The sequence below is a fragment of the Pseudoalteromonas sp. NZS127 genome (assembly GCF_015864805.1).
GTDB classification, from domain to species: domain Bacteria; phylum Pseudomonadota; class Gammaproteobacteria; order Enterobacterales; family Alteromonadaceae; genus Pseudoalteromonas; species Pseudoalteromonas nigrifaciens.
The window spans coordinates 210,277-231,010 of sequence record NZ_JADYWN010000001.1; the positions used below are offsets into that span (position 1 = coordinate 210,277).

The 20,734-nt window shown below is 39.2% G+C and carries 16 protein-coding genes and 1 pseudogene; 5 read left to right on the plus strand and 12 right to left on the minus strand.

The features are described from left to right. Positions 1-142: 142 nt before the first annotated feature. The 3 genes and pseudogenes from I6E78_RS01025 to I6E78_RS01035 form a co-directional block, all read right to left on the minus strand. On the minus strand, positions 143-346 hold the full coding sequence (locus I6E78_RS01025) for a DUF3283 family protein (RefSeq protein ID WP_011329264.1): 204 nt from the start codon (positions 344-346) through the stop codon (positions 143-145). Between the two features lie 181 nt (positions 347-527). Continuing rightward, positions 528-772: pseudogene (locus I6E78_RS01030) on the minus strand (DUF1289 domain-containing protein). Positions 773-992: 220 nt separating this feature from the next. Further along, complete coding sequence (locus I6E78_RS01035) at positions 993-2,126, minus strand: 1-acyl-sn-glycerol-3-phosphate acyltransferase (protein ID WP_011329266.1); 1,134 nt, start codon at positions 2,124-2,126, stop codon at positions 993-995. 502 nt (positions 2,127-2,628) lie between these two features. Between I6E78_RS01035 and I6E78_RS01040 the strand changes: the two genes are divergently transcribed. Continuing rightward, complete coding sequence (locus I6E78_RS01040) at positions 2,629-3,573, plus strand: D-2-hydroxyacid dehydrogenase (RefSeq protein ID WP_197181807.1); 945 nt, start codon at positions 2,629-2,631, stop codon at positions 3,571-3,573. A 137-nt stretch (positions 3,574-3,710) separates the two neighbouring features. Here the strand turns inward: I6E78_RS01040 and I6E78_RS01045 are convergent, their stop codons facing one another. From I6E78_RS01045 to I6E78_RS01055, 3 genes are all read right to left on the minus strand, one after another. Beyond that, the gene (locus I6E78_RS01045; RefSeq protein ID WP_011329268.1) at positions 3,711-4,610 is read right to left on the minus strand and encodes a GGDEF domain-containing response regulator; all 900 of its coding nucleotides are present in this window, start codon (positions 4,608-4,610) and stop codon (positions 3,711-3,713) included. Next, the gene (locus tag I6E78_RS01050; protein WP_197181808.1) at positions 4,594-8,364 is read right to left on the minus strand and encodes a PAS domain-containing hybrid sensor histidine kinase/response regulator; all 3,771 of its coding nucleotides are present in this window, start codon (positions 8,362-8,364) and stop codon (positions 4,594-4,596) included. Before I6E78_RS01050 ends, I6E78_RS01045 begins: the two co-directional genes overlap by 17 nt. Before the next feature lie 66 nt (positions 8,365-8,430). Beyond that, positions 8,431-9,828 (minus strand): PhoH family protein, encoded by a 1,398-nt coding sequence (locus I6E78_RS01055; RefSeq protein WP_086997728.1) that lies wholly within the window; start codon positions 9,826-9,828, stop codon positions 8,431-8,433. Between the two features lie 444 nt (positions 9,829-10,272). On the opposite strand from I6E78_RS01055, the gene rapA reads away from it, so the two are divergent. After that, the gene (rapA, locus tag I6E78_RS01060) at positions 10,273-13,167 is read left to right on the plus strand and encodes an RNA polymerase-associated protein RapA (protein WP_197181809.1); all 2,895 of its coding nucleotides are present in this window, start codon (positions 10,273-10,275) and stop codon (positions 13,165-13,167) included. Positions 13,168-13,267: 100 nt separating this feature from the next. Here rapA and I6E78_RS18890 read toward each other — a convergent pair whose 3' ends face one another. The 3 genes from I6E78_RS18890 to I6E78_RS01070 form a co-directional block, all read right to left on the minus strand. Then, positions 13,268-13,357 carry an IS3 family transposase gene (locus I6E78_RS18890; RefSeq protein WP_350543950.1) on the minus strand — a complete coding sequence of 30 codons (90 nt, stop codon included), beginning with the start codon at positions 13,355-13,357 and terminating at the stop codon, positions 13,268-13,270. Between the two features lie 89 nt (positions 13,358-13,446). Beyond that, a complete protein-coding gene (locus I6E78_RS01065; protein WP_011329273.1) occupies positions 13,447-13,734 on the minus strand; it encodes a type II toxin-antitoxin system RelE/ParE family toxin in 288 nt (95 codons plus the stop codon). Further along, positions 13,734-13,961: a ribbon-helix-helix domain-containing protein gene (locus tag I6E78_RS01070; protein WP_011329274.1), complete on the minus strand. Its 228-nt coding sequence runs from the start codon at positions 13,959-13,961 to the stop codon at positions 13,734-13,736. The genes I6E78_RS01065 and I6E78_RS01070 overlap by 1 nt, the downstream gene beginning before the upstream one ends. 137 nt (positions 13,962-14,098) lie before the next feature. Between I6E78_RS01070 and rluA the strand changes: the two genes are divergently transcribed. Beyond that, a complete protein-coding gene (rluA, locus tag I6E78_RS01075) occupies positions 14,099-14,752 on the plus strand; it encodes a bifunctional tRNA pseudouridine(32) synthase/23S rRNA pseudouridine(746) synthase RluA (RefSeq protein ID WP_089368765.1) in 654 nt (217 codons plus the stop codon). Between the two features lie 92 nt (positions 14,753-14,844). Beyond that, positions 14,845-15,855, plus strand: coding sequence for a DUF3530 family protein (locus I6E78_RS01080; protein ID WP_197181810.1), 1,011 nt, complete (start codon positions 14,845-14,847; stop codon positions 15,853-15,855). Here I6E78_RS01080 and djlA read toward each other — a convergent pair. From djlA to I6E78_RS01095, 3 genes are read right to left on the minus strand one after another with little or no spacing between them, the layout of a single operon-like run. Beyond that, positions 15,838-16,698 carry a co-chaperone DjlA gene (gene djlA, locus I6E78_RS01085; RefSeq protein WP_089368767.1) on the minus strand — a complete coding sequence of 287 codons (861 nt, stop codon included), beginning with the start codon at positions 16,696-16,698 and terminating at the stop codon, positions 15,838-15,840. The two genes, I6E78_RS01080 and djlA, sit on opposite strands and share 18 nt — an antisense overlap. A 17-nt stretch (positions 16,699-16,715) precedes the next feature. Beyond that, complete coding sequence (murU, locus tag I6E78_RS01090; RefSeq protein ID WP_058374205.1) at positions 16,716-17,369, minus strand: N-acetylmuramate alpha-1-phosphate uridylyltransferase MurU; 654 nt, start codon at positions 17,367-17,369, stop codon at positions 16,716-16,718. Further along, positions 17,366-18,367: an aminoglycoside phosphotransferase family protein gene (locus I6E78_RS01095; RefSeq protein ID WP_089368768.1), complete on the minus strand. Its 1,002-nt coding sequence runs from the start codon at positions 18,365-18,367 to the stop codon at positions 17,366-17,368. Before I6E78_RS01095 ends, murU begins: the two co-directional genes overlap by 4 nt. Before the next feature lie 93 nt (positions 18,368-18,460). On the opposite strand from I6E78_RS01095, the gene lptD reads away from it, so the two are divergent. Beyond that, entirely contained in the window at positions 18,461-20,707 is a 2,247-nt protein-coding gene (lptD, locus tag I6E78_RS01100; RefSeq protein WP_192531884.1) for an LPS assembly protein LptD, read from the plus strand. The last annotated feature ends 27 nt before the right edge of the window (positions 20,708-20,734 follow it).

The following is a 20,734-nucleotide window of genomic DNA, read 5'->3' on the forward strand; positions in this document are numbered from 1 at the left end:
CTACTAAGGAATGATTATATGTTAATATCGAGTTAAAACCAATAATGCGGTATAAATCAGGTCTACTTTTAGAGATGAATGTATAAATCCTATAAACTAAAGAGGTTTTAAATCAACTCGAGCTGCTCAAGTAAGCACAACATTAGCCTAACATTAGCGCTAAATACCTTTCAAATTGTTGCTTTAAAGAAGCTTGCTCTGCAATAGGGCGACTATGGAGGGTGTTATATATTTGCTCACGTGTTTTTTTCCCGCGCTTAATTTGATACGCCCAAAAAGAAGCCTCATAATCTAACTGAATTTGATACTTTTGTTCACGAGGTAAATTACATAAATTAAAACTCACAGTAACTCCTATTACTTACTAAAGATGTTTTATTATACTTATAAATAGTTATGAATGCTGCTTTAATAAAGCATCTAGGCCAACAAGCTTAGTCAGCTAAATGCTATATTATGTTTGGGGATTTAATAGCTTATTGGCTCAGATAATTACGAATTTAATCAACAAAGGGCACGCCCCCTAACTAAAAGTCAAAACCTTGCTGATTAATTAATTCGCTAGCGGCAGTAACGTCTAGTTTTTTTGTATAAAACGCTTGTAGCGCTGCTGGCACAAATTTAATACTTTTTTCTTTTGTGCGTTGGTTAACGAATTCCATAAAAAACGCTCATCGCGGCTACGATAACAACCTTTACAATATCCCCTATTATTAACCAAACAAATACTCTTGCAAGGGCTTGGAATATCAAATATTTCAATTTGTTGCATTGCCCCTCCCCACACTTATAAAGATACAGGTTAAGTATAGCGTTATTTACTCAAAGAGCAGCTTTGTGAGTAATTAGCTCTGGACGTTTAGTAAATCTCTTAACCAGATAAAATGTAGGTATCAGCCGGGGCATAAACCACAGCCCAACATGCGCTGAAGCTGTAATACAAATTTACTTCGCTTTAGCTAAAGTGCCGTAACAAAAAGCAGCTTTAGCTTTTAATGCTCACAACTTTTAATATTTACTTCTGCTTTACGATGATATGGCTTTGCATACATAGCTAATACCAAAGGTTTAAGCTCTTCGGGCACTTTATCCATACGTTTTGCAAACTTTGCAGCGTCGGCTTTATTAATGACTGCTTCTGTACAGCCGCCTGCTATAAAGTTACCTGGGTGCAAATAAAATGAATCTATTATTTGTTTATCTATTGTTTTAGCCAGCTCATCTGCGCTGTCGCAATGTGACTCTATCGGCTGTCCAAAAGCTAAATGAATATGTCCTTTAGATGAGCTAAAACCTTCAACAATACTGGCTATGTCTTCACCTACAGATTTTACATATTGACCATGGTGTTGTTTATGATAAAGCTCTTTTGCTTTAGCAATTGCGCAGGGTTCGTATTGATACGATATTGATACCGGCACTATTTTTAGCTCTTTAATATAATCGCCAAATTCTTTTTTTTGCTTACGCCCATTTAGTTGTAGCATTTTTAGTAGTGCCGGATCGGTTTGATCTACACCGTCTTTTGCTCGCCCTTCTTTTTGCGCTATCCAAATAGAGTTTCCTGCTGTTAGTGAGTCATAAATATAGGAAGATAACTGCGTTAATGCTTTAAGCATTTCTTTAGGGGCTTTTGCAGATCGCTTTACTATAAAGCTTTTATTTAATCGCATAAGCTCAGTGATATAGGGTCTTTGCAATAAATTATCTCCTATTGCAATGCGCACTGTTTTCATTTTATGTTGAAACAATCCCCAATTTACTAAAGCCGGATCGAGCACAATGTCACGATGATTCGATATAAATAAATAGGCCTGATTAGGGTCTAGTTTATCCAACCCTGAAAAAGTGACTTCTGACGTAGTGCGTTTTACTAACTTATTTAAATACTTTGCAACTTCATTTTGTACATCTTCAACGCTATTAATTTGGCCCCATTTTTTACGTAGTTGCTGTCTAATTAATGGTCGTGCAACAAATGGAATTGCCGATAAAATGCGTGGTAAATTGTACTTTGCAATTACATCAATAAATGCATTATCGTCAATTAAACGCTTCAGCGAAGTGGCAACTTCATCATCATTGTAAGGTCTTATGTCAGCGTACTTATCTTCTAATTCAATCATTTAGCGCATCTACAAAGTTAAAAACGGCACGCCAAAGCGCACCGTCGTGTCTAATTTTGATTATAACTCAATCAAAAATACGAAACTAGCAATACTAAAGTTCGATTTACCTAGTTCAAATAGAGTTATAGTTTAGTCGGCAAGTTTATAAGTTTGCACACTTGATGCAACTTACATTGCCCTGTTGTTATTTATAGTGAATATTAGTTAAAGCAAATAGCTTTACTAAAGCTGCATGGCGACGGCAGTACAACAAAATAGCCGTAAAGGGTAGCATGTAACAACTAACCTAGTGGGCAGACCACATTTAAGTTGGCCTACGTTTTTACGACTTTAAAATTAACAAAGTGTATGCTTTATAGTACTTTAGTGTATTAATCTTGCATACGTATGCTGCGCTGTATTTGCTTTCATTAGTACTGCAAATATTTCCAACCTCAAATCAAGCAATGCAAGCATTGCAAATAACTCTCTTAAATGGGGTTTAATTTTAGGAAAAAATATGAAAATTACTATTCTCGATAATGCGACTCTTGCTAAAACATCACTTGATTGTATTGCTCAATTAGGTGAGCTTACCGTTCATGAATTAACAAGTGCGGAGCAAGTTGTTGCTCATAGTAAAAATGCTGACGTTTTAATTACCAACAAAGCAGTTGTAAACCGTGAAACTATGAGCCAATTAAAATCACTAAAGCTAATTTGTGTTAGTGCCACTGGTACTAATAATGTAGATTTAGTAGCAGCTAAAGAGCTTGGTATTGCAGTAACTAACGTTGCCGGCTATTCAACCCCCTCTGTAGTACAACATACCTTTTCTTTAATCACTAATTTATTAGGTAATACACATCGCTACCAAGCGGACTGCCAACAAGGTGCATGGCAAAAAAGTGAAATGTTTTGCCGCCTAGATTATAGCTTTAACGATTTACAAGACAAAACATTCGCTATTATTGGTGGTGGAACACTTGGTAGCGCGGTTGCAACGGTTGCTAGCGCTTTTGGCGCAAATGTAATTACTGCCGAGCGCAAAGGGACACAGTGCCGTGAAGGTCGTATCCCTTTTGAACAAGCAATTAAAACCGCCGATATAATTAGTGTGCACTGCCCATTAACCGATGAAACTCGCGATCTAATTACACTCAATGAGCTTAAAATGATGAAGCCAAGTAGCATTATCATTAATACTGCACGTGGCGGCATTATTAACGAAGCAGACTTAGCAACCGCTCTTGAGCAAAACTTAATTGCAGGTGCCGGGGTTGATGTGCTGACTAAAGAGCCCGCTGAACTAACTAACCCACTGGCTAATTATAAAGGCAATAACTTACTGCTTACGCCACATATTGCTTGGGCAAGCACAGAGTCAATTGTACGTTTGGTAAATGAGGTAAGTTTAAATATTGTGGTGTTTACGCAGCAGCAATCACGTAATCGCTTAGTGTAATACCTTGCTGTAGTGCCCTGCTGTAATGCCCAGCTGTGTAGCTCTAAAAAGCGCTACACTTTTTAAAACGTGTTCATCCGAAAATTAACTATTAAACGCCAATAACGTTGGCGTTTACTTTACAAATAAAAGTTTAATTAGCGGGCAACAACTTGATTACGGCCACCCTCTTTCGCTGCATATAAACCTAAATCAGCTTCTTCTAAAAGTGCCTGCTCAGTTTCAATACTTGCGTTTTCAGTACTAGCTACACCAATACTAATAGTTACATGCTCAGCATTAAGCGATGCTTTATGCGCTATATTTAATGCATTAACAGCATTACGTAGCTTATTTGCAAAGCCTGTCGCTTCAGCTTTATCTACACCGGGTAAAACGGCTGCAAACTCTTCTCCGCCATAGCGTGCAATAAAGTCACTGCCACGCTCACATTGTGCCGCAAGTGCTTGAGCCACCGCTTTTAAGCAGTCATCGCCAGCTCGGTGCCCATAAGTATCGTTGTAACGCTTAAAGTGATCTATATCCATAAGTAGCACTGAAAGTGGTGTGTTGTTGCGCTTACTTTTACGCCATTCACGAGATAGGTTTTCGTCTAGGTTGCGTCTATTGGGTATTTCGGTTAGGCCATCAATCGAAGCTAACATTTCAAGCAAATCATTTTTTTGCTTAATAAGCAGTTGATTACGTACTCTTACGCGCACAATTGATGAACAAAATGGCTTAGTTATATAATCCATTGCACCTAGTTCTAAACCTTTAGACTCGTCATCATGGCTGCTATTTGCCGATATAAAAATAACCGGGATCATTTGCGTTGCTGAATCTTCTTTTAATTTAACCAGTACTTCGTAGCCATTCATTCCTGGCATAACAATATCGAGTATAATTAAATCAACTTGTGTTGTTTTTATAAAAGTAAGCGCTTCGTCACCACTTTTAACTAAAAACACCTCATGCTCATCGCTAAGTGTTTTTTCGAGTACAATTCGATTAAGAGCATCATCATCAACAATTAATACTTTAGCTTTTTTTGACATCCATTGCCCCTAAAACGTTTATAAAAACAACCACCTGTTCTAACTGCATAATAAGCTCTTTCGTTGTTATTTCAACAGCTTTATCGGTTGTTTTAAGATCTTTTTCAGTTTGCTGTGCGCATTGCGACAGCCGACTAAAGCCTAAATTACCCGCTACGCCTTTAATACTATGCGCTATACGAATTAAGTCATCTTTATTATTACTTATTTTGAGCTGCGCTAATTGATTTTTGCACACACTAGCAAATTTACCGATCATAGTGTTAAGCAGTGTTTCGTTTAAACTAAACTGAGTTAAAGCAAATGAGTACTCAAAAAAGCTCGGCTTATAAGGTGCTAAATCGGTTATTGCACCTATAAGCACTTCTGCAACCACAGGTTTAGTTAAATGCTTATTCATGCCACACGCTAAAGAGCGTTCAATATCTGCAGGCTCACAATGAGCGGTTAGTGCAAAAATAGGTAATTGCTCTGCACTATACTGCTGCCTAATTAAAGTTGTTGCTTGGCAACCATCTAAATGAGGCATTTGCACATCCATTAAAATTAAGTCTGGCATTAAATTCGGTAATAATGCCATACCATCAATGGCACTAGTGGCTGTAACCACATTAATTTTTGCTTGGCGTAACACGCTGCTAATTATTTCTAAGTTTAATTGATTATCGTCAATCGCTAACACTAACAGACCCGACACACTTGGGTTTAATTTCGTTGTATTCGTTATTTTTAAAGCTGACTCTAAATTTAAATTAAACAATCGCTGTGCAAGCGCTGACGTTTTAATATGCTGTACAGTTAAACCCATGCTGATCGGCAAATTTAACCTTGGTTGATTACTTACAACAATAAGCGTAATTGCTTTTGCAAATAAAATATCTTTAATTACAGCTACCGCTAATAAAGCAGGTAAATCTGCTGCACCTATAATTAATTGCTTGGCTTTTAAATGCTCCCGAGGAGATTTTAATAATTGCTCTAAATTAGTATAAGTTAGCGTAGGAAATGCATTTATAACCTGAGTTAATTCGTGACTATGCGCTGATAAAATAACTAATGTATTATCAGGTAGCTGCTTACAAGCAGGTACAACATCTAATAAAACACTAAAGTAAAACTCACACCCTTCGCCTTTTTCACTATTTAGCGCTATTTCGCCACCCATTAACAGCACTGCCGACTTTACAATAGCCAGCCCTAAGCCCACGCCATGATGAGTTCGCGTAGATGACTCATCCCCTTGGGTAAAGGCATCGAATAAGCGCCTTTGATCGGCTTTATCTATGCCAACTCCGGTATCTATTACCTTAAAGCAAATATGTTGTTGCTCTGAGGTATCGCTTGGTAATAAATCCATTTTAAGGGTAATACTACCGGTTTTAGTAAATTTAACGGCATTAGTTAATAAGTTACCTAATACTTGCTGTAAGCGAATGCTGTCGCATATAAGGTTGGGGGCAATTAAGGGATCAATATCAATAATTAATTCAATCCCTTTGTTTTCACATAAAGGTGCCGTTAAACTTTCACAAATATCAACCAACTCAACAATGCTAAATGGCGCGAGTTTTAACTGCGCTGCCACACTTTCTACCCGTGCAAAATCCAGCATTCTGTTAAGCATTAACAACAAGCTGTGTGCTGCGTGCTTAGCTTGCGCGGTTTGCTCTAATTGTTTTGGCGTAAGTCCTTGCTCAATAAGCATATCAAGTAAACCAAATACCGCATTTAGCGGTGTGCGGATCTCATGACTTAAATTAGCAATAAATCGACTTTTTGCTAATGTGGCGCGCTCTGCATCATGTTTTGCTTTGGTTAATATACTTATATCTTGAATATGAATAACATAATACAGCGGCTCGGCATTTTCATTCCACACTAACGACACGCTCAGCTGTAACCAATCTGCCAGTTCGCCGTGCGCTAAAGTTAAATGGTATACCCGTTTTTTATTATTTAGTAATTGCGCTAACGTGGCTTTAATTTCTTGCCATTGGGGGTTACTAAACACCCGATTTAAAGGCGCTCCCGCCAATAAATTTTGTTCAGAAGATAGCTCTCTAGCCGCTTTATTCGCTTGTAAAATAGTATGATCAAGCGAAAGTAACACCACTCCATTAGCCGCAAACTCTATCGCACTTCTAAATTTAGTTTCTGATTCTTTTAATGCATGTAGGGTTTGCTGTTGCTCGGTTATGTCGCGGCCAATCCCCATAACGCCTAACAGTTGTTGCTGTTCATTATAAAATGGCGCTATGGTTAATAAGTAAGAGCGTTCTGCGCTATCAATACGTTGTTGAATTTGCGTGCGATTGTGTAGTACTTGTTGCTCTAGCTTACTAATTTTTTTACTATCGCTGCTCTCATTTTCTATTAATTTACCAACTAGCTCAGCTTGCTTTTTACCAATAAATGTTTCAAAAGCTTTATTACAACCTAAAAATAAGCCATCAATACTTTTAAAATAAATAAAGTCAGGAACGTTATTAAGTACAGTATTAAGTAAAGCTAAATGACGCTCTTTGGCTTCGTAGCTGCTGGTTAGTTTTTCAGACTGTAGCTGCAATTTTTTATCTAAATCTTTATTAACGTTCTGTAGGGATTCGACCAGCTGAGTATTTTTAGCAAATATAGCTTTTACCTTTAAAAACCATGGCTGCCAATTTAAAGGAATTTTATAGTTTAACTGCTCGCCAGTTACAGTGTCGTTATGCTCTAGATAACGCATTAAAAAGGTCATCGGCTTGATAAAAATACGCTGGCTCAACCAAAAAAACACGCTAAACATAATGCTTAAAAACACGGTTAAAAATATAAATTCTATCGCTGTTTCGTAAATAATCGGCGCAGATAACTGCTCTATTGGCTCATGGTAGGCAGCATGTATAGGGTAGTTACCAATTGGCTGCATTAAAAACTGATTACCTTTAATTTCCTTAGTATTATTGTGCTCTATTAATACTGCCGGCCAATATTGATTTAACTTAACAGCTTTGTTTATCAACTTTTGTGAGCTGGCAATAACCTCATGATACTGATTCATAAATATATATTCGCCTTGCTGCGGCGATACTTTTTTTAGCCAATTAGAAATAGCTTGTAAGTCATAAATAAGAACTATGTAATCTTGGGAGTTAATATCTTGTTGTCGGCCAATGGCAAAGTAGGCTTTATTAGCAACCTTAATAATTTGGCTAGAGCTGAGTTGCTCGGTTAAAAGTGGTGGTTTAAATTTGCCTTTTAAAATATCAGTTAAAAAGGCACTTTGGCTACGATCTCGCCTGGCAACGTAAGCAAAACCTTGCTCATCAACATAAGCAACTGCACTTAATGACTGTATTAGCGCTAACGTGGTGTTAAATGAAGGGGCTAACATAACGACTTTTTGCCAGCGTAATAAGGCACTTTGCGATTGAGAAAATTCGCCAGCACCTACTATTTCGCCATTTAAATTACTTAAATAACGATAGTAATAGTCATCATACTGATTAACGTGCAATGGCATTGTGCTATCTGCTAAATGCGGCTTAGGTTGGTGATACAAATTAAACATAGCGGTAAATAAATTATTTACCCCAGCCATAGTATGTTCAATTTGCGCCGATACATTAGCAAAATCGCCATGGCGCTTTTCTATCGCACGTTCAACCTTAATATTGTAAAGGTGCAAACATAATAATAAAGCCACAAACAAAGGCACGGCCAAAGCCACAACTAAAGAGCGGTAATAATCTTTTAAGGGTAAAAACTTCAACTGTTTGCCTGTTTTATGGCTCAATAATCAGCTAATAGACTAGCGAGCCATAATGTTAAGCGCAAGTTATAAGTTTTCTTCAGCGAATGAAGCTAGGCGACTACGTACCACACCATTGAGGTTTATTGTTGCGCTACCTTCAAAGTTTTTAAAGCGCTCCACAATATAAGTTAAGCCCGAAGTAACCGGTGTTAAGTAGTTACTGTCTATTTGTGCCAAGTTACCGGTACAAATTAGCTTAGTACCTTCGCCGCAACGGGTAATAATGGTTTTTAATTGTGCCGCCGTTAAGTTTTGGCTTTCATCTAAAATAACTACTGCATTTTGAATACTGCGACCACGCATAAAATTTACCGACTTAAACTGAATATTGGCTTTTTCCATAATATAATTACGGCTTGAAATTGGATTTTCGTCGCCCTTATGTAATACCTCTAGGGTGTCGGTAATGGCCGCTAGCCATGGCGCCATTTTTTCTTCCTCAGTGCCGGGTAAAAAGCCAATTGACTCGGCTATTTCTGGCGTATTACGCGTTACTATTACTTTGTCGTAAATGCCTTTTTCGATCACCATTTCTAGTGCACTAGCAAGCGCCAATAAAGTTTTACCACACCCTGCAGGGCCGGTTAAAATAACCAGTTCTATGCTGGTATCTAATAAAGCATCGAGTGCCATACCTTGGTAAATATTTTTTGGTTTAATACCCCATGCACCTTGGTTCATTAATCGCTCATAACCTATATCTTTTAAGGTTATATGCTCCTCATCGTACGATTTAACTCGCGCTGCAAACTGATCCCCCTCATCAATTAAATACTCATTATAAAATACATCAGGGATTAAGTTTTTAGCCACATGATGCAAGGTCTCACGGCCATATTGCTCAGTATTACATTGGCCAACATGCTGCCAAAAGTCTCCGGCTATTTTTTTGTAGCCGCTGGTTAGTAAGCTAATGTCGTCTATAAGCTGATCGGTGCGGTAATCCTCAACATAATTAAGCCCTGCACCTTTGGCTTTTAAGCGCATGTTTATATCTTTAGTGACTAATATTACTTTGCTATTTGTGTGCTGCTTTTGTAAATGCACTGCACAGTTAATAATGCGATGATCGTTTTCATTGCCTGGCAGGCCAGAAATAGAGTCGGCAAATAAATGATCGTTTACAATAATTAAAGTGCCGTTTGATGCTGTTTTCGCTTTTTTATTGCTAGGAAGGGCTACGCCTTGGAGCATTTGCTCTGGTGTGGCATTTTTTAATATTTCATCTAAACCACGAATAGCCACGCGAGCATCACGGCTTACATCGTGTTTTCTATCTTTTATATGATCAAGCTCCTCTAACACTGTCATCGGAATAACTACATGGTGCTCTTGAAACGATAAATACGCGAGGGGTTCGTGAAGCAATACATTGGTATCTAGCACATACATTTTACTTTTAAGGTTCGAAGCATTTTCCATAGCACTTTCCTTACTTTTTATGATGAGTATGCTATACCAAACTAACTAAGTGCTTTTGAGTAGTGATGGCTCGTTAGTTACTTAGGTATAATTTTAGTTTAGTCTATTTGTCATAAAAGTCCGTTTTATTACAAACTCGATTTTGTTTTAATTAAACCTTAAAATCAAAGCAATCGACTGACTAAAATAGTGCATTATAAAAGTTAATTAAGTAGGTTTTGCTAAGGAAATATTTTTAATGCTGCTAACGCTCAAAGTAATAGCTGCAGAGCTATTTATTATCTTACTGTGTACTTATTTACCCAAAAAAGATCCAGATGTTAGCCGTTTTGTTAGGAATAATTCACACTTACCGAATTAATTAAAAGTGAGGCTAATAGCGCCTTGCAGTGGTGTTGTCTAACAGGTAACATAGCCGCCTTTTTCTTCATAGACGAGACATATATGAATTTTTCCTTAGGTCAGCGTTGGATCAGTGATACAGAGTCAGATTTAGGATTAGGCACAGTTGTTGCCATTGAGGGCCGTCAGGTCAGCATATTATTTCCTGCTAGTGGCGAAAGCCGCGTTTATTCTTGGGCAGAAGCACCCGTAACCCGTGTGTCATTTAATCCTGGCGATGTGATCAAAAGCGTTGAAGAGTGGGAATTAGAAGTTGAGTCTATTGAAGTGCAAGGCGAGCTACTTTGTTATCACGGTACTCGTGTTGATAATGGTGAAGCAGCCAAACTAAAAGAAACCTTTCTAGATCATTTTATTAAATTTAACAAACCTCAAGATCGTTTATTTGCCGGCCAAGTAGATCGTTTTGATCGTTACACGCTGCGCTACCAAACATGGTTACATAAATTTGAACGTGAACAGTCGCCTATAAAAGGCTTAATTGGTCAGCGTGCTAATCTTATTCCGCATCAGCTTTATATAGCCCAAGAAGTAGGTAAACGTTTTGCACCACGCGTACTTTTATCAGATGAAGTAGGCCTTGGTAAAACAATTGAAGCGGGAATGATTTTACATCAGCAAATTATTAGTGGCCGTGCCAGCCGTGTGCTTATTGTAGTACCCGAAAATTTGCAGCACCAATGGTTAGTAGAAATGCTGCGCCGCTTTAATTTACGTTTCTCTATTTTTGATGAAGATCGTTGCGATGAAGCGTTTGCCGACTCGCCAAATGTATTTGATACCGAACAACTGGTACTTACCAGCCTAGAGTTTTTAACCAAGAAAAAACGTTGGTTCGAACAAGCAACTTTAGCTGACTGGGATTTACTAGTAATAGATGAAGCGCATCATTTAAGTATTAATAATGGCAAGCCAAGCTCAGAGTATCAACGTATGGCCGAGCTTAGCCAAGATATTCCGGGCCTTATTTTACTTACCGCCACGCCAGATCAACTTGGTCATAGCAGCCACTTTGCTCGCCTACAGCTACTCGATCCAGACAGGTTTTACGACTACGACGTATTTAAAGAAGAAGAAGCAAATTACAAAGACGTTGCCGAAGCTGCTAATCAATTACTCCAAGAGCAAGGCCTAGACGAGAGCGCTAAAGCGACTTTAATTGAGCTATTAAAAGAAACCGACATTACCGATATTCTGGCAAAAGCACAGCAAGGTGATTTACCCGCGCGTAAAGAAATACTTAACATGTTACTGGATCGCCACGGCACCGGCCGCATCTTATTTAGAAATAGCCGCAGCGGCATTGACGGCTACCCTAGCCGTATATTACACGCTTACCCTATGCCATTGCCAAAGCAATATAAAACAGCAATGACAGTACTGGGCAATATGAGCGGCATTCAAAACCCCGAACTTAGTGCACAGCGCGCACTATTCCCAGAAAAAATATTTCAAGAGTTTGAAGGCGAAAGCGCCAGCTGGGGAGCATTTGATCCTCGCGTAGGTTGGCTAATCGACACTCTTAAAACCCTTAAGCGTGAAAAAGTACTGCTAATATGTGCTAAAGCCGAAACAGCTATCAGCCTTGAGCAAATACTACGTGAACGCGAAGCAATTAAAGCCTCAGTGTTTCACGAAGGTATGTCGATTATTGAGCGTGACCGCGCCGCTGCATTTTTTGCAGACGAGTACGACAACGCGCAAATACTGCTGTGTTCTGAAATTGGCTCTGAAGGGCGTAACTTTCAGTTTTCACATCATTTAGTGTTATTTGATTTACCACTAAACCCAGATTTACTAGAGCAACGTATTGGCCGACTAGACCGCATTGGACAAACTCAAGATGTGAACATTCACGTGCCATATTTTGAAAACACCGCCCAAGAAGTATTACTACGTTGGTACAACGAAGGCCTAGACGCATTCGAATCTACCTCGTCGACGGGACAAATGTTGTATAAAGAATTCCGTGATGACCTACTTGATTACATTGCAGCGCATAACTGCGACGAAGACGAGTTAGATCCATTACTTGAGCAAGTAGCACAAAAAAATGCGGTACTGCGCAAGCAAATGGAAAGCGGACGCGACCGTTTACTTGAGCTGCATTCATCGGGCCAAGGCGCAGCCGACTCTTTGGTAGCTGATATTGAAAAACTAGACAATCAGTTTGAACTGCCTAGTTACATGATTAACGTATTTGACACCTTTGGCGTAAGCCAAGAAGATAAAGGCGAAAATACCATTATCTTAAAGCCAACCGAGCATATGTTAAACGCCTCGTTTCCGGCATTAAGAGAAGGTGGCATGACAGTTACATTTGACCGCGATACCGCGCTTTCGCAAGAAGACGTGCACTTTATTAGTTGGGATCATCCTATGGTGCAAGGCACCCTAGATATGATTTGTGACGACGATTTTGGTAGCGCATCGGTTGCTTTACTTAAAAACAAAAAACTACCACCAGGCACCTTTTTTGTTGAGCTTATTTTTGTAGCCGAAGCTATGGCACCAAAAGTATTACAAGTAGGACGCTTTTTACCACCTACGCCAATTCGTATTTTACTCGATAAAGCAGGTAATAACTTAGGTGAAAACGTCGCGTTTGACGGCTTTAATCAGCAGCTTTCTGCCGTTGGTCGCCAAACAGCCAGTAAACTAGCTGGCGCATTGCAAAGTGCTATTCACCCAATGATCAGCACCGCAAAAGACATGGCACAAGAAAAGCTTGAAGTTATTCGTGCTGCGTCACTGGCTAAAATGCAAACATCACTAAGTGAAGAGCAGCAACGATTAGTTGCTCTTAAGCAAATTAACCCTAATATTCGCCAAGAAGAAATTACCTTCTACGATAAGCAACGCACAGATTTGACTACCTACATTGAAAAAACCCAGTTAAAACTAGATGCGATACGCTTGATTGTGGTTTCGCACTAACGCTTTGGCGATAAGCTGACAGCCGTTAGTAAAAAATTGCTAATGTGCGAATGAAGAAAGCGCGGTATTTTGAAGTGACCCCATAAAGTTGGATTCATTTCTAAGCAGCTAATAAAGCCTGATTTCGGTAGTGTGTCGAACTCAGGCTTTTTATTTTCAACTTAATGCATGCGTTGTTGTAATAAAAAATTTATTACTGAGCTCACCTTAAAACTTGATAAAAACCCTATAAAACGATTAGTTAAGTGCTATTCAACTCTTTCTAAAATCACTTGTAAATCACAACCACTCTTCTATATCTTGCCCACCCAAAACAGCCATTATTTCAACATCAGTTTCATAAACTCTGTAATAAATACTATCTGAGCCACAAACGGCACGTCGATAACCTTTACGAATATGAGCAACTGATTGGTAGGGATAAGGATTTGCAGCTAGCTTTTCAAACAGAGTAAAAAAAGCATAAAAATAAGTATCTGCTTGCTGCTGTGAATACTCCTTACAGCCATACTGATAAATACGACGTAAGTCTTCTTTAGCATCATTTGAGAGTTTAAACTTTCGCATTACTTAACATTTAGTTTAAATTCAGTCAGGATTTCATCAGCAGATTGATTAGTAAAGCCACTTTTTTCAGATTTAAGCAGTTTACTATTGATAGCTTCAGCCCTTCTTGCACGTCGAATTAAGTCATTCACTAATTCGCTTTTATTCGCGTAATCACCTACATTTTCAATGTGATTACGCAGCCATAAATCATTTTTCTCAGTGAGCGAAATGCTTTGCCTTGCCATAATATATACCTCAAAAAATCATACTGGTGTAATTTTACACCAGTATGAAAAACATGCAATTAAACTTTAATCTTTTTCCTTGAGCCTTAGTGCTCGCTCCACTAAAATGGCGCCCTTGAAAATCACTGAGGTCGGCCGTGTTAATTAACTACAATCCCCCAACAGATCCGTATTTAACTATTCTGTATCAGGATGAGGATTTACTCATCGTTAATAAGCCTAGCGAGTTGTTAACCGTGCCAGGTAAAGACCCTAAACATGCCGATTGCTTAATAAGTCGTGTTAACCGAGTTTTTCCTACCGCTAAAATAGTGCATCGTTTAGATATGGCAACGTCGGGCATACTTTGCTTGGCAATGAATAAAGCTGCGCACCGCCATGTAAGTATGCAGTTTCAGGAGCGCGAAACCGCCAAGCGCTATATTGCCCGGATATATGGGCAACTTGAGGCGCAAACCGGCTCGGTTGATTTACCGCTTATTTGCGATTGGCCTAATCGCCCCAAGCAAATGGTTGATCACGAAAACGGTAAGCCGTCGCTTACGCACTTTAAAATACTTGAACGTGAACCACATGCAACCCGTGTAGAACTAACTCCTATTACAGGGCGCTCGCACCAGTTGCGTGTACATATGCTAAGCCTAGGCCATCCTATTTTAGGTGATAGGCTTTACGCGCACAAAGAGGCACTCGCTGCGGCGCCGCGCTTGCAATTACACGCACAAATGCTCAGCTTAAAACATCCCACTACTGAGCAAATACTTACATTTGAAGCTGCTCCTGATTTTTAGCGCTAACACTTAATATTAAAGTTTAGCCTGTTACGCTAAACTTTTTTGCTGCTGCGCCGATATCTAAATAATGTTTTTTATTTGAGTTGATTATGGTATTGGCGCAGTATTTAAAGGTAATTAAACTAAACGTACTGCTAAGCTGTGCGCTACTTTTGACTGTGCAAGTAACTGCAGCAGAGCATATTGCCCCACCCTCGTATGCAAGTATTGAAAATAATGATATTCAACACTTACTTCCCAATGATGAAATAAAGCCTATATTAGCTGGCGATACTGAATTTTTAACTTTATACAGCGAGTATATGAGTGCTGATTTTAGAGGCACTGTACTGCTTATACCTGATTGGCAATCAAGCGCGACCAATAATGCCGGAATGAGCTTTTTACGCAAAGAACTAAATAATTTAGGCTACACTACCTACGCAATGACAGTACCTGATATTAACTGGCAGGCGAGTGAAGTAGCCACTGCTGCAACTAACGAAAACACTGCAACTGAAAGCACCTCAGCTGAAAATATTCTTGCCCAAAGCTCTGACAATGCAAATACAGCTAATCAAAGCACTGATAATGAAAGTGCTGCAGTTGAAAGTGCTACTATTGAGGATACTGGTGTAAACAAAAGTGCTGAGCCACACCATGTTAATGCCATTGAAAAAGTGAGTGACGCGGTACTCGATAACTATAAAGTAAATTTAATCGCCCGCTATGAAGCACTGTATAATACAGCAATGGCAGAGCCGAATAATATTGTAGTAATTGCCCAGGGGATCAGTGCTGGCGTGCTACTTGAACATTATGCGCAATTTCCCGACTCAAGACTTAATGCATTTATAAGTTTAAGCAGTTATTTACCTAACAGTAAGCGTAATCAAGACTTAAGCCAAACTTCGTCTTTAATTGCCCCACCATTACTGGATATTTACTACGCTAACGATAACAACGAGATTTTAATGAACCTTAAAAATCGTCAGCGCTGGGTTAACCGCAACGCAAAATTTGATTATCGCCAACGCCAGTTATTTGGTTTGCGCAATCAGCCCGATCAACATGCACGCCTAAGTAAAGAAATAGACGGCTTTTTACGCCGACTTTTTTAAATACTCGTAAGCAGCTTGAATATCTTGGCTTTTTTTGACCGCTAATTCCATCATATGTTTTGGTAAACCTTGCGATACCAATTTATCAGGGTGATGCTGCGCCATCAGTTTTCGATACGCGAGCTTTATTTCTCGCGCTGTTGCCGAGTCATTAAGCCCTAATAATGCCAACGCTTGTGCGCGGTTTATATTATTATTAGGTGGAACATGATGGCCTGAACCTTCACGGTAACTGCTACTTTGCCCTTGTTGCTGTTGTTTATAACGCTGTTGCTGCTGCCTAAAGCTAAACTCTGCTTGGTAACGCTTTAATACAAAAGCAAAGTGCGCTCTAGATACGCCTAACTGTTTACTCACTTCTTGTAAAAGTAGTTTTTCTTGCTCAGCGAGTACACCATCTGAAAATGCCATTTGAATTTGAATTTCTAAAAATAGCTGTAATAAATCATAACGCTTAGCAAAACGTTCTTTAAAGTCTTGTACTGTTTCTTTTAATGAAAAATCATTTTCTTTACCCGACTGAAATGCATGTTGTGCTTCGCGGCGCTCTTCGCCTTGTAGGCCCATTTCGTCCATAAATAACGTTGCAGCTTTAATATGTACTTCGCTAATGCGCCCATTTGATTTAGCAATATGCCCCATAACTGCAAAACAGCTAGAAAAAAACAGCGCTTGACGCTCGTTGACGTCGTCACCTTTAAATAAGTTTGAAAAGCCACCGGCTTTATCAAAATCTTTTTTTAAGCTTTTATCAAACATATGGCCAAGATATAGGCCAAAAATAGCACCAAATATTTTGCCAAACATAAAACCGAAAATAAACCCGAGTATTTTTCCCCACATCTAAATTATTACCTCTATTAAATTTGTCGTTGATTAAGTGCTGATAATCGCTCAGGAGTACCTACATCATCCCATTGGCCTATGTAGAGTTCGGTAGAGACTAAATGTTCAGTTAATTTTTTAGCTAAAATAGGCCCAAGCGGACGAACACCTTGCTCAAAATCGTTAAAAAAATCGGCTTGATATCGGCCAATTCCAGAAAATGTATATTTTTGACTATCACTCGACAAATGACTGAGTGCAAAATCACCGTTAGGATTATGCGGTGGGTTTTCTATCAGCACTATGTGCGCCTCACCCGCTTGTAAATGCAGTTGAGTTAACGCGCTTACGTCGTAATCGGTATATATGTCGCCATTTATAACAATAAAGGTATCGCCTAATAGGGGCAGCGCAGCAATAATGCCACCGGCCGTTTCAAGGCCACCTGCCACTTCTTGGCTATAGCGTATATTTACGCCCCACTTGCTGCCATTGGCAAAATAATCTTTAATTTTATCACCTTGCCACGCAAGGTTTATTACTATTTCGGTAATACCCGCCGCTTTAAGATTTACAATATGATGCTCAATTAATGGCTTACCTGCTACTGCCAACATAGGTTTAGGCATATTTTGCGTTAGTGGCATCATACGTTGTCCGCGCCCGGCCGCTAAAATCATCGCCTTCATGTGCGCTCCTTTGCCAAGCGCTCAACCACTTTAGGAGCAATGGTATTTTGTATAAATAAGCCAAGGGCCTGTAGCTCTGAATAATTAGCAGCTACCTCTACAATGTATGCAAGTGTAGGAAGTATATTAGCCAAATAACCTTTTTTACCATCACGTAAATACAAACGACAAAAAATACCTGCCGCTTTTAAATGGCGCTGTAAACCGGTTAAATCAAACCAATATTTAAATTCATTAAAGGTAACATTAGCAATTAAACCTTGGCGATTAAATTCATCGTACCCGTATTTAACTAAATGAGTTAATTCGCTCTCTGGCAGTTTAAAATAGCAATCGCGTAACAAAGATACCAAGTCGTAACATAACGGCCCGCGTACAGCATCTTGATAATCTATGATCGCCCATTGCTGGTTGCAGCGCATAATATTACGACTATGGTAATCGCGGTGCATGGTAACGCTAGGCTGAGCAAGCATGGTATTACTAAGCAGATCACAGCTTGTTTGCCACAGCATTTGTTGCTCTGCTGTTAGTTCACAATCAATGAAGTCATGCATTAACCACTGGCTGAATATGCCAAGCTCAACAGCTATAAACTTTTTATCATAAGCTTGCATAGCAGCGGCTGCAGGTGTTTTTGCCCACTGTACGCTCAGCTTAATTAATTGCTGGTAATACTCGGTGCGGTGCTCATCATCAAGCATGTCTGCTAGGTGCGTGCTGCCTAAGTCACTTAAAATAAAAAAACCTTGCTGCTCGTCACTGGCAATAATAGCGGGCAATAAAAATCCTTGCTGCGTAAATACGCTATTAAGCGAGATATACGGCGCATTATTTACTTTAAGCGGATCGGAATCCATCACTATAAAGCTGTTATTAGCACAATTTAAGCGATAATAACGACGAAAACTCGCATCGGCAGTAATTGCCGCTAACGTGCATTGTTGCTCACTAAAGTGAGTATTTATAAAGAGTTGTAAGCGTTCAAAACGTGTCATTTTATAAGCTATCTATTTTTCACTAATTACTTTGCCATTGTTTTCCTTTATTATGTCTACTTGAAATTAATCACAGCGTATAAAGGTCGATAAATGAGCAAAACCTGGGGCATATTGATGCTAAGCGTACTGAGCGCACCATCGCTTGCCGAAACTGAACTGACACACAAGTTTTGTGGCACTTCAATGCAAACCAGAGCTTGGCAACCGCTTCCTGGCTTAAAGCTAGGTATGGTTGATATTCGCGCTAACGACGTAGAGCTTTTAGGCACACAAAGCGCTGAATTTACTGGTAATGTTGATATTAACACCGTTAATATGAGTTTGTCCGCACAAACTGCACTAATCGATAAACAACGCGGTTTACTCAATGCTACTGGGCCAATTACTTATCGCGACAAAATAAGCGAAGTTAACAGCACTGGCCTCAACGCCGATTTAAATAATTCAGCAATCAGCTTACTTGGTGCACAATATAGCCTAACACAACAGCTAGGCAAAGGTGGCGCTGAAAAACTCACCGTTGATGAGTCTGGCTTAATGCTAATGAATGCAAGCTTTACTGCTTGCCCTGGCGAAGTACCTGTGTGGGCCATTGAAGCCGACGAAATTAACCTTTCTCGCGAAGAAGGCTGGGGCGAAACCTATAATGCGGTTTTACGCATCCTAGATACGCCGGTTTTATATTTACCTTATTTTACCTTTCCGCTTGATGAGCGCCGTAAATCTGGGTTACTTACGCCTAGTTTTTCAAGCTCAGATCGCTATGGTTTAGAAACTATTACGCCTTACTACTGGAATATCGCTCCCAATTTAGATGCCACCATTACCCCGCGTTATATGTCGCGTAAAGGTTTACAACTGCAAACTGAATTTAGATATTTAACTCAAGAGCATGAAGGCTTAGTGGGTATTGAATATTTAAATAAAGATGATTCAGACCCCGATCTTGGCGATCGTTATATGTTTCATTGGCAACAAAAAAGCTATTTAGGTGAAAACTGGCGCGCTAATGTTGATATAACAAACGTGAGTGACGACAACTACTTAACTGATTTAGACTCTAATTATGCCAGTAAAACCGATACTCAATTGTACAGAACAGGCTCGCTTACTCATATGGGCGACACTTGGCGTACCGATATTACAGTACAAAACTTTGAAGTACTGGGCGATCACTTAGAGTCTTATACCGCTTTGCCACAAATTAGTTTTACCCAAACCACACCTTGGCAATACGACAACTTTGATTTTAGTGTATCGGGAGAAGTGAGCCACTTTACTAATAGCTCAGCTATTATTGATCAAGCTACTCGAATACATATTGAACCAAAAGCTCGCTTTGATTATAAAGAGCATGCATGGTCGTTTTTATCAGAAGTAAGCATATTACAAACAAACTACAAACAGCATGGTGATTTAGAAGGAACTCAATACAGCGAAAGCGTATCGCGTACACTGCCAAAAGTACGTTTGTATACACAACTTAATTTTGAGCGCGAAACCTCCTACTTTATTGATGACGGTATTCAAACTTTAGAGCCACAGCTACAATATTTATATACCCCTAATGAAGATCAATCTGATATTGGCTTATTTGATACTGCCAAACTACAAGATGATTTTTTTGGTTTATTTAGAGACACACGCTTTTCAGGTGTTGATAGAATAGCTGCTGCCAACCAATTTACCTTAGGTGCAACGACTCGGTTATTTGACAAAAAACACCAAGAAGTATTTAATTTTAGCGCCGGGCAAATATTTTATTTAAGCGACTCAGCCAAACCTACAGAACAAGGATTAAACTCAGACACCAACTACAATGCCTTGTTTGCAGCACAAACCATGGTACATTGGCATCGTCGCTGGTATTTATCTGCGGGTATTCAGTATGATACTGACGGTAAACAAATTATTCAGTCTAACGTAACGCTCGACTATAAAGGCGACGATAATGAGCTAGTTCAATTGAACCATCGGTATTCAGATGATGTCTCAGGTAATGCAATTGAACAAACAGGCTTATTTACAAGCATTCCAGTGAGCGACGAATGGCAGTTTATTGCAAGCTATCACCGCGACCTTGAAAATAACCGCAGTATCGAAGTATTAAGCGGACTACAGTATGAATCGTGCTGTTGGGCATTTCAAATTACTGGCCATCGCCAAATTGTTACCGACTTAAATCAGTCTATAGGGCAACAACAGGCGACTTTTGATTCAAGCATTCGTTTGAATTTTGTTTTAAAAGGGTTAGGTAGTAAAAGCCGTTATGATGCTAAAAAATTATTACAACAAGGTATTTTTGGTTATCGTAGACCGTATTTTCTTAATGACTAGGACACTATTTTTAAAGTTAAAGTAGTA